Source organism: Pseudomonas guariconensis (genome assembly GCF_024127895.1).
In the GTDB taxonomy this organism is placed as follows: Bacteria; Pseudomonadota; Gammaproteobacteria; order Pseudomonadales; family Pseudomonadaceae; genus Aquipseudomonas; species Aquipseudomonas guariconensis_B.
The window spans coordinates 1-15,532 of sequence record NZ_JAMYBK010000024.1 but is presented as its reverse complement, the minus strand read 5'-3'; the positions used below and the strand labels follow the sequence as shown (position 1 = coordinate 15,532).

Annotated in this window: 14 protein-coding genes and 1 pseudogene; 11 read left to right on the top strand and 4 right to left on the bottom strand. The window is 65.1% G+C overall.

The window, feature by feature from the left end; all coding sequences use genetic code 11:
- Positions 1 to 22 precede the first annotated feature (22 nt).
- Positions 23 to 667 carry an oxidoreductase gene (locus tag NJF35_RS20185; protein ID WP_225788710.1) on the top strand — a complete coding sequence of 215 codons (645 nt, stop codon included), beginning with the start codon at positions 23 to 25 and terminating at the stop codon, positions 665 to 667.
- A 166-nt stretch (positions 668 to 833) separates the two neighbouring features.
- On the opposite strand, the gene NJF35_RS20180 is transcribed toward NJF35_RS20185, so the two are convergent.
- The 4 genes from NJF35_RS20180 to NJF35_RS20165 all read right to left on the bottom strand — a co-directional run bounded on the left by NJF35_RS20180 (position 834) and on the right by NJF35_RS20165 (position 5,112).
- The gene (locus NJF35_RS20180; RefSeq protein ID WP_225788711.1) at positions 834 to 1,121 is read right to left on the bottom strand and encodes a YceK/YidQ family lipoprotein; all 288 of its coding nucleotides are present in this window, start codon (positions 1,119 to 1,121) and stop codon (positions 834 to 836) included.
- Positions 1,118 to 1,747 (bottom strand): flavin prenyltransferase UbiX, encoded by a 630-nt coding sequence (ubiX, locus tag NJF35_RS20175; RefSeq protein WP_225788712.1) that lies wholly within the window; start codon positions 1,745 to 1,747, stop codon positions 1,118 to 1,120. The genes NJF35_RS20180 and ubiX overlap by 4 nt, the downstream gene beginning before the upstream one ends.
- The gene (mpl, locus tag NJF35_RS20170) at positions 1,744 to 3,093 is read right to left on the bottom strand and encodes a UDP-N-acetylmuramate:L-alanyl-gamma-D-glutamyl-meso-diaminopimelate ligase (RefSeq protein ID WP_225788713.1); all 1,350 of its coding nucleotides are present in this window, start codon (positions 3,091 to 3,093) and stop codon (positions 1,744 to 1,746) included. The genes ubiX and mpl overlap by 4 nt, the downstream gene beginning before the upstream one ends.
- A 66-nt stretch (positions 3,094 to 3,159) precedes the next feature.
- Positions 3,160 to 5,112, bottom strand: coding sequence for a sigma-54-dependent Fis family transcriptional regulator (locus tag NJF35_RS20165; protein ID WP_225788714.1), 1,953 nt, complete (start codon positions 5,110 to 5,112; stop codon positions 3,160 to 3,162).
- 267 nt (positions 5,113 to 5,379) lie between these two features.
- On the opposite strand from NJF35_RS20165, the gene NJF35_RS20160 reads away from it, so the two are divergent.
- The 10 genes and pseudogenes from NJF35_RS20160 to NJF35_RS20115 all read left to right on the top strand — a co-directional run.
- Positions 5,380 to 6,900 (top strand): aldehyde dehydrogenase family protein, encoded by a 1,521-nt coding sequence (locus NJF35_RS20160; RefSeq protein WP_225788715.1) that lies wholly within the window; start codon positions 5,380 to 5,382, stop codon positions 6,898 to 6,900.
- A gap of 183 nt (positions 6,901 to 7,083) precedes the next feature.
- Positions 7,084 to 8,535 carry an ethanolamine permease gene (gene eat, locus NJF35_RS20155; RefSeq protein ID WP_225788716.1) on the top strand — a complete coding sequence of 484 codons (1,452 nt, stop codon included), beginning with the start codon at positions 7,084 to 7,086 and terminating at the stop codon, positions 8,533 to 8,535.
- 49 nt (positions 8,536 to 8,584) lie between these two features.
- Positions 8,585 to 9,979 carry an ethanolamine ammonia-lyase subunit EutB gene (locus tag NJF35_RS20150; protein WP_225788717.1) on the top strand — a complete coding sequence of 465 codons (1,395 nt, stop codon included), beginning with the start codon at positions 8,585 to 8,587 and terminating at the stop codon, positions 9,977 to 9,979.
- 9 nt (positions 9,980 to 9,988) lie between these two features.
- Positions 9,989 to 10,807, top strand: a complete 819-nt coding sequence (gene eutC, locus NJF35_RS20145) for an ethanolamine ammonia-lyase subunit EutC (RefSeq protein ID WP_225788718.1) — start codon at positions 9,989 to 9,991, stop codon at positions 10,805 to 10,807.
- 103 nt (positions 10,808 to 10,910) lie between these two features.
- Positions 10,911 to 11,369, top strand: coding sequence for a GNAT family N-acetyltransferase (locus tag NJF35_RS20140; protein WP_225788719.1), 459 nt, complete (start codon positions 10,911 to 10,913; stop codon positions 11,367 to 11,369).
- A 330-nt stretch (positions 11,370 to 11,699) separates the two neighbouring features.
- Entirely contained in the window at positions 11,700 to 12,347 is a 648-nt protein-coding gene (locus NJF35_RS20135; protein WP_225788720.1) for a DedA family protein, read from the top strand.
- A gap of 8 nt (positions 12,348 to 12,355) precedes the next feature.
- Entirely contained in the window at positions 12,356 to 13,171 is an 816-nt protein-coding gene (locus tag NJF35_RS20130) for a zinc-dependent peptidase (protein WP_225788721.1), read from the top strand.
- 94 nt (positions 13,172 to 13,265) lie between these two features.
- Complete coding sequence (gene ppa / locus NJF35_RS20125; RefSeq protein WP_225788722.1) at positions 13,266 to 13,793, top strand: inorganic diphosphatase; 528 nt, start codon at positions 13,266 to 13,268, stop codon at positions 13,791 to 13,793.
- A 180-nt stretch (positions 13,794 to 13,973) separates the two neighbouring features.
- Complete coding sequence (locus tag NJF35_RS20120; protein ID WP_225788723.1) at positions 13,974 to 14,660, top strand: helix-turn-helix transcriptional regulator; 687 nt, start codon at positions 13,974 to 13,976, stop codon at positions 14,658 to 14,660.
- A 386-nt stretch (positions 14,661 to 15,046) separates the two neighbouring features.
- A pseudogene (locus NJF35_RS20115) lies at positions 15,047 to 15,421 on the top strand (Arm DNA-binding domain-containing protein); the annotation flags it as partial.
- Between the last annotated feature and the right edge of the window lie 111 nt (positions 15,422 to 15,532).

Below are 15,532 nucleotides of genomic sequence, written 5' to 3'. Positions count from 1 at the left end.
TGTGTAAAAGGGGAGAGACATCATGTACTTGACGCCTCAGCATGTCCTGCTTGCCGGAGCCACGGGCCTGACGGGTGAACACCTGCTCGACCGCCTGCTCAACGAACCCACCATCAGCCGGGTGCTGGCACCTACCCGCCGGCCACTGGCCGAGCACCCGCACCTGGAAAACCCCGTGGGCGACCCGGCCGTGTTTCTCCCACAGTTGGCCGGGCGTGTCGACATCGCCTTCTGCTGCCTGGGCACCACGCTCAAGCAAGCCGGCTCCGAGTCGGCCTTCCGCGCCGTCGACCTGGACATGGTGGTGGCCTTCAGCAAACGTGCGCGGGAACTGGGGGCTCGCCACCTGCTGGTGGTCAGCGCCATCGGTGCCGATCCCAAGTCGTCGATCTTCTACAACCGGGTCAAAGGCGAGATGGAAGAAGCGCTCAAGGCCCAGGATTGGCCGCAACTGACCATCGTCCGGCCCTCGCTGTTGCTGGGCGAGCGCCTGGAGCCACGGCTGGGCGAACGCCTGGCCGCACCGCTGTCGCGGTTGATACCGGGCAAGTACCGGGGGATCGAGGCCTGCACCCTGGCCCGGGCGCTGTGGCGCCTGGCGCTGGAGGAAGAAGACGGGGTGCGCATCGTCGAGTCGGATGAGTTGCGCAAGCTGGGCAGGAAATAAGTCAGTTACACGTATTGGGGCCGCTTTGCAGCCCATCGCCAGCAAACTGAACTCCCACAAGGTTCTGCGCCGACCTCAGGAGCGGCGCAGTCTCTGTGGGAGCAGCTTGCCGGCGATAGGGCGCGAAGCGGCCCCAAATGACAGCTGCAACACTTGGCTGATGGGCTCAAAGCCCGCCAGTAGCCTGAAAGCCAATCCCCAACGCCGTCAGCAACGACAATGGCAACAACAAGGTGTCGAGCAACAGGCTCCCCGGCAGGTCCCACCCAGGATACGCCGGTGCCTGCGCCCCGAAGCGGTCCTCGGGGCAACACCCACCCTTGAGTGCATACAGGTCCAGCCGCGTCCCGGCATACACCACCGGCGTTCCCGGCTTGTTGGCATCCAGCGTGCGCACGGTCGCGCAGCCACCGAGCAGGGCCAGCACCAGCAGCCCTGCCAGCGCCCGCCTCAATCGTCGATCCCGAGGTGGTGCTCACCCCAGCGCGGCAGCATGTCCTGGGGGATGTTCAGCAGGTTGAGGATGCGCGCCACGACGAAATCGACCAGGTCGTCGATGGTCTGCGGTTGGTGATAGAAGCCCGGCGCCGCCGGCAGGATCACCGCGCCCATCTGCGACAGCTTGAGCATGTTCTCCAGGTGAATGGTCGACAACGGCGCCTCGCGCGGAACCAGGATCAACTGCCGACGCTCTTTCAAGGTGACGTCGGCCGCCCGTTCGATCAGGTTGTTGCAGGCCCCCGTGGCGATGGCCGACAAGGTCCCGGTGGAACACGGCACCACCACCATGGCCGCCGGCGCGCCAGACCCCGAAGCCACGGGCGACATCCAGTCCTCCTTGCCATAGACACGGATCTGCCCGTCGGCGGCACCGGTGTATTCGGTCAGGAAGGCCTGCATCGCCTGGGGCTTGGCCGGCAGCAATACATCAGTCTCGGTGGACATCACCAGTTGCGCAGCCTTGGAGATGAGGAAATGCACCTCACGGTCCTCGCGCACCAGGCAGTCGAGCAGGCGCAGCCCATACTGCGCCCCCGAGGCACCGGTCATGGCCAGGGTGATGCGCTCCGGCCCACTCATGCCAGGGCCTCGGCCAGCTTGCCGTGCAGGCCGCCAAAACCGCCGTTGCTCATGATCACCACATGGGTGCCTGGGCGGGCCTGGCCCTTGATGCGCTCGATGATCGCCTCGAGGCTGTCGGCCACCACCGCCGGCACCTTGCACTGGGCGGCAGTGCTGGCCAGGTCCCAGCCCAGGTTGGGCGGGGCGTACCAGATCACCTGGTCGGCCGCCTCGACGCTTTCCGGCAGCCCTTCACGGTGGGCGCCAAGCTTCATGGAGTTGGAACGCGGCTCGATCACGGCGATCACCGGCGCTTCGCCGACACGCTTGCGCAGGCCATCAAGGGTGGTGGCGATGGCGGTCGGATGATGGGCGAAATCGTCATAGATGGTCACGCCCTGGACCTCGGCCACCTTCTCCATGCGCCGCTTGACGCTCTTGAACGCACTCAATCCCTCGATGCCCATGGCCGGCGCCACGCCCACGTGGCGGGCGGCGGCCAGGGTGGCCAGGGCATTGGCCACGTTGTGCTGGCCGGTCAGCTCCCACTCGACCACGCCCTGGGCCTCGCCTTCGAACAGCACCTCGAAGCGCGAGCCATCGGCGCTGAGCAAGCGCGCCTGCCACTGGCCGCCCTCGCCGGTGGTCTGCACCGGGGTCCAGCAGCCCATGCCGATCACCCGTTCCAGGGCCGGTTCGGTGGTCGGGTGGATGATCAGGCCCTCGCTGGGAATCGTCCGCACCAAGTGGTGGAACTGCCGCTCGATGGACGCCAGGTCAGGGAAGATGTCCGCATGATCGAACTCAAGGTTGTTGAGGATCGCGGTGCGTGGATGGTAATGCACGAACTTCGAGCGCTTGTCGAAGAAAGCACTGTCGTATTCGTCTGCCTCGACCACGAAGAACGGTGTCTCGCCCAGGCGCGCCGACACCGAGAAGTTCTGCGGCACGCCGCCGATCAAAAAGCCCGGGCTCATGCCGGCATGTTCCAGGACCCAGGCCAGCATGCTGCTGGTGGTGGTCTTGCCATGGGTGCCGGCCACGGCCAGCACCCAGCGCCCCTGCAGCACGTGATCGGCCAGCCACTGGGGGCCGGAGACATAGGGCAGGCCCTTGTTCAGCACGTATTCCACGGCCGGGTTGCCCCGCGACATGGCGTTGCCGATCACCACCAGGTCCGGCGCCGGCTGCAGTTGGGCCGGGTCATAGCCTTGGGTCAGTTCGATGCCCTGGGCCTGCAGTTGCGTGCTCATCGGCGGATAGACGTTGGCGTCGGAGCCAGTGACCCGATGGCCCAGCTCCTTGGCCAGCACCGCCAGCGAACCCATGAAAGTGCCGCAAATACCGAGAATGTGAATGTGCATGGTCGACCTCGCAAAACATCGAGGCAGGGTAGCCCAGGGCGAGGGAAATCGCACCCGCTGTTTCGCTTACCCGGCCCTGGCGATGCCGTGCTTGCGCAGTTTCCGATACAAGGTATTGCGGCTGATGCCCAGGTGTTCGGCGACGTGGGTCATGTGCCAGCGTTTTGCCTCGAGCACGGCCAGCAGCGCGTCCCGCTCGACGTCCTCGAGGGTTGCTGGGCCACCGTGGGGCTGGCCAGCCATGACAAGGGGCTCGCCCTCGTTCGCGGGCAAGCCCGCTGCCACGGGCGTGGCGCCGTGTTTCACGATCGGCGGCAGGTCGGCATGCTCGATGCGATGGTCTTCGCACAATGCCACCAGGGTGCGCAGCACATTGCGCATCTGTCGCACGTTGCCCGGCCAGGCGAAGTCCAGCAGGGCCTGGCGCGCGGCCGGCGCGATCCCGATAGGTAGCCCGTCTGCCTCCTGCGCCAGGAGAAAGTCCAGCAACTGCGCTTTGTCGCTGCGCTCGCGCAAGGCCGGGAGCGCCACCTCCAGGCCATTGAGGCGGTAATACAGGTCTTCGCGGAAACTCCCCTGCTCCACCCGCTCCAGCAAGTCGCGGTGGGTGGCACTGATGATCCGTACATCCACCGCTTGCGGCTCACCGCCGATGGGCACCACCCGGCGCTCCTCCAGCACCCGCAACAGGCGGGTCTGCAAGGCCAGGGGCATGTCGCCGATCTCGTCCAGCAGCAGCGTGCCGCCATCGGCCTGGAGCAGCTTGCCGCGCATGCCCTCCTTGCGCGCCCCGGTGAAACTGCCGCCGCGATAGCCGAACAGCTCGCTCTCGATCAGGCTCTCGGGGATCGAGGCACAGTTGATCGCCACGAAGGCCTTGTCCCGGCGATCACTGGCCTGGTGCACCGCCTGGGCGAACGCCTCCTTGCCACAGCCGGTCTCGCCACGCAGCAGCAGCGGCACGTCTCGCTCGAAGACCCGCACGGCACGGCGGAAATCGTTCTGCAGGGCCGGGTCGAGCAAGCACAGGGCGGGCTGCGGCACAGCCTTGGCCAACGGCGCGGCAGGCGGTACCGACCACGCCGGCGTGTGCGCCTGGCCGCGCAGGCTGGCGAATACCCGCCGGCCATCGCGGGTGTGCAATGGCCAGGCCGCGCAGCCCTGGGGCGTGGCACGGCTGAACAGTTCGTCGTGGCTGCAGGCGAAGAACATGTCCACCGGCTTGCCCAGCACACCGCCACGGATGGTGCCCAGCAGGTTCAGGGCGCCCTGGTTGACCGCGCAGATCCGCCCGTCGCCGTCGAACGCCAGCAAACCCTCGCTGAACAACCCGACCGATTCGGCCTGCAGGTGAAAGCGCAACAGCCACTGGTGTTCGAAATGGCGCAGGAAATAGCAGCCTTCGATCATCTTCGCCGAGAGGTTGACCAGGGCCATGGTATGGAACTGGCTCTGGCGCGACACGTCTGGCCGCGCCGAGGAAACATCGAGCACCGCCAGCAGCTCGCCGTGGGGGTCGAACACCGGGCTCGCCGAGCAGGTCAGGCCGGTGTGGCGGCCGCGAAAATGCTCGTCCTGGTGGATGGTCAGGGCCTGGCGCTCGACCAGGCAGGTGCCGATGCCATTGGTGCCCTCGCGGGCCTCGCTCCAATCGGCGCCCAGCCACAGCCCGGCACGCTCGAAGATGCGCCGCTCGGTGGGCGCGGTGACACAGTTGAGGATCACCCCGCGGGCATCGGTCAGCAGTACCGCATGGCCAGAGCCGGAAAGCTGCTGGTGCAGGCTGTTCATCTCGCTGTCGGCGATCTGCAGCACCTGGCGCAGGCGCTCGCGGCTCTCCAGCAGGCGGCCGTGTTCCAGCACCACGGGGGCCTGGGCCAAGGCTGGGTCGAGGTGATAGTCCTCCAGGCAGCGCAGCCAGGAGCGGGCGATCGATGGGTCGCTGCCCGGCCCGCTGGCCTGGCCGCGGGCGACCGTGAGCACCTGGTGGGCATGGCGGCTGAAAGGGTTGCTCTGCATTAGTTGTTGTTCTCCGCAGATAGAGCGTCCTGCCAGCATCCTCTACCTGGGAAGGCTTTGCAATGGCGCACTGACCGCTGAGTCATGCGCTGTGTCGGAAACGGTACAAAGTGTCACGGCGAGCGTACCAGGGTAGGTACAACGGTCTGTCAGTCTCATCACCAATTTCGCATAACTCATTGATTATAAAGGGGCTCTGAGCGCTGGCCCGACCTTTGCTCTACGCTTTTCAACTCCATCACAAACACAATAGCCAGGAGACACACCATGCGTTACGCACATCCCGGTACCGAAGGCGCGAAGATTTCCTTCAAGAGCCGCTACGGTAACTACATCGGTGGTGAGTTCGTTCCTCCGGTCAAGGGTGAGTACTTCACCAACACCTCGCCGGTGAACGGCCAGCCGATCGCCGAATTCCCCCGCTCCACCGCCGAGGACATCGACAAGGCGCTGGACGCCGCCCATGCCGCCGCCGACGCCTGGGGCCGCACCTCGGTGCAAGAACGCTCGAACGTCCTGCTGAGGATCGCCGACCGCATCGAGCAGAACCTGGAAGTCCTGGCCATCACCGAGACCTGGGACAACGGCAAGCCGATTCGCGAGACCCTCAACGCCGACATCCCCCTGGCGGTCGATCATTTCCGCTACTTCGCCGGCTGCATCCGCGCCCAGGAAGGCGGCGCCGCCGAGATCAACGAAAGCACCGTGGCCTATCACATCCACGAACCACTGGGCGTGGTCGGGCAGATCATCCCGTGGAACTTCCCACTGCTGATGGCCGCCTGGAAGCTGGCGCCGGCCCTGGCCGCGGGCAACTGCGTGGTGCTCAAGCCGGCCGAACAGACCCCACTGGGCATTACCGTGCTGCTCGAGCTGATCGGCGACCTGCTGCCCAAGGGCGTGCTCAACGTGGTGCAAGGCTATGGCCGCGAGGCCGGTGAAGCCCTGGCCACCAGCAAGCGCATCGCCAAGATCGCCTTCACCGGCTCCACCCCGGTCGGCTCGCACATCATGAAGTGCGCCGCCGAGAACATCATCCCGTCCACCGTGGAGCTGGGCGGCAAGTCGCCGAACATCTACTTCGAAGACATCATGCAGGCCGAGCCGAGCTTCATCGAGAAGGCCGCCGAGGGCATGGTGCTGGCCTTCTTCAACCAGGGCGAGGTGTGCACCTGCCCGTCGCGAGCGCTGGTGCAGGAGTCGATATACCCGCAGTTCATGGAAGCGGTGATGAAGAAGGTCCAGCAGATCAAGCGTGGCGACCCGCTGGACACCGAGACCATGGTAGGTGCCCAGGCGTCCCAGCAGCAGTTCGAGAAGATCCTCTCCTACCTGGAGATCGCCGAGAAGGAAGGCGCCGAGTTGCTGACCGGCGGCAAGGTGGAAAAACTCGAAGGCAGCCTGGCCACCGGCTACTACATCCAGCCGACCCTGCTCAAGGGCAACAACCGCATGCGCGTGTTCCAGGAAGAGATCTTCGGCCCGGTGGTCAGTGTCACCACCTTCAAGGATGAAGCCGAGGCCCTGGCGATCGCCAACGACACCGAGTTCGGCCTTGGCGCCGGCGTCTGGACCCGCGACATCAACCGCGCCTACCGCATGGGCCGTGGCATCAAGGCTGGTCGCGTATGGACCAACTGCTACCACCTGTACCCGGCGCATGCCGCGTTCGGGGGCTACAAGAAGTCCGGTGTCGGCCGCGAAACCCACAAGATGATGCTCGACCATTACCAGCAGACCAAGAACCTGCTGGTGAGCTACGACATCAACCCGCTGGGCTTCTTCTAACGAACAGCCTCGAGCTGCAAGCGACAAGAAAAAGCGGACCGTGCACAGGCCTGCTTTTTCTTGAAGCTTGTAGCTTGAAGCTTGCGGCTCGCAGTTCGCAGCTGAATGGCCCGCTTCCTGCACGACCAATCACCATGGGCTGGAAGTCCCTCCGGCCATCAAGAAAAACAACAGGTGAACACTATGCCAAGCGATCATTCCGCCACCGGCACGCCGGTGAGCGCTTCCGTCGATTTCGAAAAAGTCGATGCGGACTATTTCCAGCACCGCCAGCTGAAAAAAGGCGCGGCGGGCTGGATCCTGCTGGTGGGCCTGGGCGTGGCCTACGTGATTTCCGGCGACTATGCCGGCTGGAACTTCGGCCTGGCCCAGGGCGGCTGGGGCGGCATGTTCCTCGCCACCTTGCTGATGGCCACCATGTACCTGTGCATGTGCTTTTCCCTGGCCGAACTGTCGTCGATGATCCCCACCGCCGGCGGCGGCTACGGTTTCGCCCGCAGCGCCTTCGGGCCCTGGGGCGGCTTTTTGACCGGTACCGCGATCCTCATCGAGTACGCCATCGCCCCGGCCGCCATCGCCACGTTCATCGGCGCCTACTGCCAGTCGCTGTTCGGCATCGGCGGCTGGATGGTCTACCTGGCGTTCTATATCGTCTTCATCGGCATCCATATCTTCGGTGTCGGTGAAGCGCTCAAGCTGATGTTCATCATCACCGCCGTCGCCGCGATCGCCCTGGCCGTGTTCCTGGTGGGCATGGTGCCCCATTTCGATGCAGCCAACCTGTTCGACATCGCCCAGACCGACGCCGCTGGCGCCAGCGCCTTCCTGCCCTTCGGCTATGTCGGCATCTGGGCGGCGATCCCCTACGCGATCTGGTTCTTCCTCGCCGTCGAAGGCGTGCCACTGGCCGCCGAGGAAACCAAGAACCCACGGCGCGACCTGCCACGCGGCCTGATCGGCGCCATGCTGGTGCTGCTGGCCTTCGCCCTGCTGATCCTGGTGGTCGGGCCTGGCGGTGCCGGTTCCGAGGCCCTGAAAGCCTCCGGCAACCCGCTGGTCGAGGCGCTGGCCAAGGCCTACGGTGGTTCCACCTGGATGGGCGGCTTCGTCAACCTGGTCGGCCTGGCTGGCCTGATCGCTAGTTTTTTCTCGATCATCTACGCCTATTCGCGGCAGATCTTCGCCCTTTCCCGCGCAGGCTACCTGCCGCGCAAACTCTCGGAGACCAACAAGAGCAAGGCGCCAGTGCTGGCCCTCGTCATCCCGGGGATCATCGGTTTTTGCCTGTCCCTGACCGGCCAGGGCGACCTGCTGATCCTGGTGGCGGTGTTCGGTGCCACGCTGTCCTACGTGCTGATGATGGCCGCGCACATCACCCTGCGCATCCGTCGCCCCCGGATGGAGCGTCCGTACCGCACCCCAGGCGGCATCTTCACCTCGGGCCTGGCCCTGGTGCTGGCCTGCCTGGCGGTGGTCGCGGGCTTCCTGGTCGACCCTCGGGTGGTGATTGGCGCCGCGGTGATCTATGGAGTATTAATTGCCTACTTCGCCTTCTACAGCCGCCACCACCTGGTGGCCGGGACACCGGAAGAGGAATTCGCCGCGATCCAGAAAGCCGAAGAGGCCCTGCACTGATCGCCGTCTTACGCCGCGGGCCAGCCCCGCGGCGCCCTGGAGATTCTGTATGGCAAGTTTCGTACACACGGTGGGCAACCAGGTCTACCGCTTCGACAGCCTCAAGGAAGTCATGGCCAAGGCCAGCCCGGCACGCTCGGGCGACTACCTGGCCGGTGTCGCGGCCAGCAACGACGGCGAGCGGGTCGCCGCGCAGATGGCACTGGCCGACATCCCGCTCAAGCACTTCCTCAACGAGGCGCTGATCCCCTACGAAGACGATGAAGTCACCCGGCTGATCATCGACAGCCACGACGCCGAGGCCTTCGCCCCGGTCAGCCAACTGACGGTCGGTGGGCTGCGCGACTGGCTGCTGAGCGAGGCGGCCGACGAGGACAGCCTGCGCGCCCTGGCCCCAGGCCTGACGCCAGAGATGGCCGCCGCGGTGTCGAAGATCATGCGCGTCCAGGACCTGGTCCTGGTGGCGCAGAAGATCCGTGTGGTCACGCGCTTTCGCGGCACCATGGGCCTGCGTGGGCGGCTGTCGACCCGCCTGCAGCCCAACCACCCGACCGACGAGCCCGCCGGTATCGCCGCCAGCATCCTCGACGGCCTGCTGTACGGCAACGGCGATGCCATGATCGGCATCAACCCGGCCACCGACAGCATCGCCTCGATCTGCGCCCTGCTGGAGATGCTCGACGCCATCATCCAGCGCTACCAGATCCCCACCCAGGCCTGCGTACTGACCCACGTCACCACCTCGATCGAGGCGATCAACCGGGGTGTGCCGCTGGACCTGGTGTTCCAGTCCATCGCCGGCACCGAGGCCGCCAACGCGGGCTTCGGCATCAACCTCAACGTGCTCCAGGAAGGCTACGAGGCCGGGCTGTCTCTCAAGCGCGGTACCGTGGGGCAGAACCTGATGTACTTCGAGACCGGCCAGGGCAGCGCCCTGTCGGCCAACGCCCACCACGGCGTCGACCAGCAGACCTGCGAAACCCGCGCCTACGCCGTGGCCCGGCACTTCAAACCGTTCCTGGTCAACACCGTGGTCGGCTTCATCGGCCCGGAATACCTGTACAACGGCAAGCAGATCATCCGCGCGGGCCTGGAGGATCACTTCTGCGGCAAGCTGCTCGGCGTCCCCATGGGCTGCGACATCTGCTACACCAACCATGCCGAAGCCGACCAGGACGACATGGATACCCTGCTGACCCTGCTGGGCGTGGCCGGGATCAACTTCATCATGGGCATCCCCGGCTCCGACGACATCATGCTCAACTACCAGACCACCTCGTTCCACGACGCGCTCTACGCGCGCCAGACCCTGGGCCTTAAGCCTGGCCCGGAGTTCGAGGCCTGGCTGGAACGTACCGGCATCTTCACCCAGGCCGATGGCCGGATACGCTTTGGCGACAACCTGCCGCCGGCGTTCCGCCAGGCCCTGGCACAGCTTGCATAGGGAGTGACCATGGACCCACGCACACCCGCCCATGACAACCCCTGGCTGGCCCTGCGCAACCTGACCCCGGCGCGCATCGCCCTGGGCCGTACCGGTATCAGCCTGCCGACTGGCGCCCAGCTGGACTTCCAGTTCGCCCATGCCCAGGCCCGCGATGCCGTGCACCTGCCCTTCGACCATGCTGGCCTGCGCAGCCAGCTCGCCGACCGGGGTCGCGACAGCCTGCTGCTGCACAGCGCCGCCAGCGACCGTCACCAGTACCTGCAGCGCCCCGACCTGGGCCGGCGCCTGAACGAAGACTCGGCCCAGCGCCTGCGCGAGCATGCCCAGGCCCACCCCGGTGGGGTCGACCTGGCGATCGTGGTCGCCGACGGCCTCTCGGCCCTGGCCGTGCATCGCCATACCCTGCCCTTCCTCGCCCGCTTCGAGGAGCAGGCCGCCGCCGACGGCTGGACCAGCGCCCCGGTGGTGCTGGTGGAACAGGGCCGCGTGGCGGTGGGCGATGAAGTCGGCGAGTTGCTCGGCGCACGCATGACGGTGATGCTGATCGGCGAACGCCCCGGCCTGAGCTCGCCCGACAGCCTGGGGCTGTATTTCACCTACGCGCCCAAGGTCGGCCTGACCGACGCCTATCGCAACTGCATTTCCAATGTACGCCTGGAGGGGCTGAGCTACGGCATGGCCGCCCACCGCCTGCTGTACCTGATGCGCGAGGCCTGCCGCCGGCAGTTGTCGGGGGTGAACCTGAAGGACGAGGCCGAGGTGCACAGCCTCGAGACTGAAAGCGCCACAGGTAAAAGCGGCAACTTCCTGCTTGGAGAAGAGTAAAAAACATGTCACGCCGGGCGGATTGCGCTTCCCGGCTGCTTTGGGCAGCATCTGAAGCGGCTGGCAATCCGCTGTTTCCCCACATGGACTCTGAGGGCCGCACATGCGCATCATCAAGGCAACCCTGGAACACCTCGACCTGCTGACCCCGTTGTTCGTGAAATATCGCGAGTTCTACGGGCAACTGCCCTACCCCGACAGCTCGCGCAGTTTCCTGGAAAAGCGCCTCAAGCGTGGTGAGTCGGTGATCTACCTGGCCCTGCCGGATGACGAAGAGGGCCGCCTGCTGGGGTTCTGCCAGCTCTACCCGAGCTTCTCGTCGCTGTCGCTCAAGCGTGTGTGGATCCTCAACGACATCTACGTGGCCGAAGACTCCCGCCGCATGCTGGTCGCCGACCACCTGATGCGCGAAGCCAAGAAGATGGCCAAGGAAACCAATGCCGTGCGCATGCGCGTGTCCACCAGCAGCGACAACGAGGTGGCGAAGAAGACCTACGAGTCGATGGGGTTTCACAAGGACACCGAGTTCGAGAACTACGTGCTGCCGATCAACCAGGATTGAGGCGGTACGGGCAGTTGGGGCCACATCGCGCCCCATCGCCGGCAAGCCGCTCCCACACGGCCCTGCAAATCGCATCATGCGTGATCGACTCGAACCCTGCGGGAGCTGGCTTGCCAGCGATGGGCTGCAAGGCAGCCCCAGTGGGCCTGACTGACATTGAACCCCGTAATCCGCCGCTACAAACTCTCCGGGCACATTCCTGGCATCGCCGTATAATGCCCTTCCTGTCATGTGTGAAAATTTACCTCCCGCCGGTAAACAAACCTACGCCCTTGGCATTGTCCGTCATCGCGCGCCCGTAGCTGCGGGTCAAGAACACAGGTGCTGTACATGGAATTCAACCCGCTGGACCTCATCCTGCATCTCGATGCCTATCTCGATCTGCTGGTCACCAACTATGGTCCCTGGATCTACGCCATCCTCTTCACGGTGATCTTCTGCGAGACCGGCCTGGTGGTGATGCCCTTCCTGCCGGGTGATTCGCTGCTGTTCATCGCTGGCGCCGTGGCCGCTGGCGGCGGCATGGACCCGGTACTGCTCTCTGGCCTGCTGATGGCGGCGGCGATCATGGGCGACAGCACCAACTACGTGATCGGCCGCACGGCTGGGGAGCGCCTGTTCCGCGACCCGAACTCGAAGATCTTCCGCCGCGACTACCTGCAGCGCACCCACGACTTCTACGCACGCCACGGCGGCAAGACCGTGACCATGGCACGCTTCCTGCCGATCCTGCGCACCTTCGCCCCCTTCGTCGCCGGCATCGCCCACATGCACTACCCACGCTTTTTGGCCTTCAGCGTGACCGGTTCGCTGCTCTGGGTCGGGGGCCTGGTGACCCTGGGCTACTTCTTCGGCAACGTACCGTTCATCAAGCAGCACCTGTCGCTGATGGTCCTGGGCATCATCTTCCTGTCGCTGGTACCGATGGTCCTGGGCCTGCTGCGCGGGCGCCTGGGCCGCACGGCCAAGGCCCACTGATCCACGCCATGTGGTCGCTTCGCGCCTGGCGCCGCCGACGCACCCTGGCCCGTTACCCGGTCGACCCGCAGCTGTGGCAAGTGGTCCATGAACGCCTGCCGCTGCTCGACGGCCTCAGCGACGAGGAAGACCGCTGGCTGCGCGAGGCCTGCGTCCTGTTCCTGCACGACAAGCACCTGACCACCCTGCCAGGCGTGGAGCTGGACGACGAGCAGCGCCTGTTCCTCGCCGCCCAGGCCCAGTTGCCGCTGCTGCACCTGGGGGACCTGGACTGGTACCAGGGCTTCCACGAGATCATCCTCTACCCCGATGACTTCAAGAGCCCCCAGCGCCACCGCGACAGCAGCGGCGTCGAGCATACCTGGGACGCCGAGCACAGCGGCGAGGCCTGGCAGCAGGGGCCGGTGATCCTGGCCTGGCCCGGGGTGCTGGCCAGCGGCGGCTGGGAGGCCTACAACCTGGTGATCCACGAGTTGGCGCACAAGCTCGACATGCTCAACGGCGACGCCAACGGCCTGCCGCCCCTGCACGGCAGCATGCGCGTGGCAGACTGGGCCACGGCCATGCAGCAGGCCTACGACGACCTCAACCGCCAGCTGGATGCCAACCCGGACGCCGAGACGGCCATCGACCCCTACGCGGCGGAAAACCCCGCGGAATTCTTCGCCGTCACCAGCGAGTACTTCTTCAGCGCGCCCGACCTGCTGCACCAGGCCTACCCCCAGGTGTACGGACAACTGTCGCTGTTCTACCGCCAGGATCCGCTCGCGCGCCTGGCCAGGCTGCAGGCCGAACACCCGGACTACCGCGAAACCCACGCCTGAGGCCCCCGCACATCCGGGCCGGGCGTGGCATGCCCTGTCGGAATGTGCCTATAATCGCCGCCACTTTTTTGGTCAAACATGGGGGCACTGCCCAATGAGCTACAGCAAGATTCCGGCTGGCAAAGACCTGCCGAACGACATCTACGTCGCCATCGAGATCCCGGCCAACCACGCGCCGATCAAGTACGAGATCGACAAGGACAGCGACGCCCTGTTCGTCGACCGCTTCATGGCCACCCCGATGTTCTACCCGGCCAACTATGGCTACATCCCCAACACCCTGGCTGACGACGGCGACCCGCTGGACGTGCTGGTCGTGACCCCCTACCCGGTCGCCCCGGGTTCGGTCATCCGCGCCCGCCCGGTCGGCGTCCTGCACATGGACGACGAAAGCGGTGGCGACGCCAAGGTCCTGGCCGTTCCGCACGACAAGCTGAGCCAGCTGTACGTCGACGTCAAGGAATACACCGACCTGCCCGCCCTGCTGCTGGAGCAGATCAAGCACTTCTTCGAGAACTACAAGGATCTCGAGAAAGGCAAGTGGGTCAAGGTCAAGGGCTGGGAAGGCGCCGATGCCGCCCGCGCCGAGATCACCAAGTCGGTCGCTGCCTACAAGGGCTGACCGCCGGCTCGCAAGGCCCTGCCTCGGCAGGGCTTTTTTGTGGGCCTTGGGTTTTCGACGCGAGCAGTAAAAACTCCTACGCAGCCCTAGGCGCACTCCTACAATCCCCCCGTTTTCGTACGTAATGCCTCAACCACGGGTTCATTTCCCCGCCGGCAGCCGCTCGCTAGACTCGGCTCCATGAATACCTCCGGTGACCGTCTCAAGGCCCTGCTCCAGGAATGCGGCCTGACCCCTTCCGATTTCGCCGCCCAGCGTGGCGTCACGCCCCAGCACGTCAACAATTGGTTCAAGCGCGGGGTACCGCTGGCGCGCCTCGAAGAGATCGCCGACCTGTTCTGCGTGCAGCGCCGCTGGCTGCGCAGCGGCGAAGGCGCCAAGCACCCCAGCCCCCTCCTGCGCCAGCCACTGCGCTGCCCGGCGCCGGTCGACGCCCCACCTCTCTCGTCCCTCCGGGAAGGGCGCCAACTGCGCATCCCGCTGCATGCCCTGCGCGACGGCCGCCTCGAACCGCTGGGCAAACGCCACCTGCGCCTGCCTGCGCAGACGCTCAAGGCCCTGGGCATCGCCCGCAAGAATGTCATCGGCCTGGCCATACCCTCCGCGAGCATGGCTCCCGTCATCCCCTCGGACGCCATCCTGGCCATCGACCGCAGCCTGACCCAGGTCATCGATGGCGAAACCTATGCCCTGCTGCACAACGGCAAACTGCGGGTCCACCGCCTGAGCCTCGGCCACCACGACACCCTGTACCTGCACAATCACACGCTGGAGCGCTACACACCGTCCCAACGTCAGGCGCAGGGTATGGTGATCCTCGGCTGGGTGTTCCACTGGTCGTGCTTCAGCCAGCAGCGCCCTGTCTGAAACACCTTACGCCATTTTTTGCTGGGCAACCTGCACCAGCCCTAGTATGCTACGCGGCACATTTTGCCCCGACCGGCCAAAGGCCGCGCTCCAGAGGGCCTGGCGACGCCTCACACAGCCGTCCGCCATCTTTCCAGGCCTCGATGGCCATACCGATTAAGGCGGTTGCGGCTTACCAAAAATTAGCCAAGACCGTCCCCGAGAAGCCGGCCACAAGCCGGCTTTTTAATTTTCCGAATAAATCCAACAACATCCTACAGCCTAGTATTTACGCGGCCTCCAGCATACCATCTGTCCCATAGCGTCCGATAAGCATCTACAAAATCCTCGCCCAAAGTGTGGGTCAAAGTGTGGGTCATGGGGTGTGGGTCAGGAGGAAAAACAGAATGGGAAAACTAACCAGCAAGACAGCCGAGTCCCTGGCCAAAGCGGCAATGCCAGGAAAAACTAACGACGGTGACGGGCTTTACTTCCAGGTGTCGAAAAGCGGGGCATCCAGTTGGATTTTCCGCTACAAGCTGGACGGCCGAAGCCGAGAGATGGGGCTGGGCCCTTTCCCCACCATTCCTCTTAGTGCAGCTCGTCAACTTGCCGCCGAGCAACGCAAGATACTGGCAAGCGGAGCAGATCCACTTGCCACCCGCGATGCCGAAAGAGAAGCCAAGCGCGAAGCCGAGCGGCAAACTGCGGCACGGCGCAAGACGTTCGAAGATCTCGCACGTGATCATCTGCAAGCACATGGCGGCAGTTGGTCCGAGAAATGAATCACCCCGGGTTTCGTGGAGGCCGTTTCGTTTAAGTCAGGCCGCCACGGCCTGATCTGTTTGCTGCTGGTGGAAGTTTGCCTCAGCCTCCGCAGGCGGGATATAGCC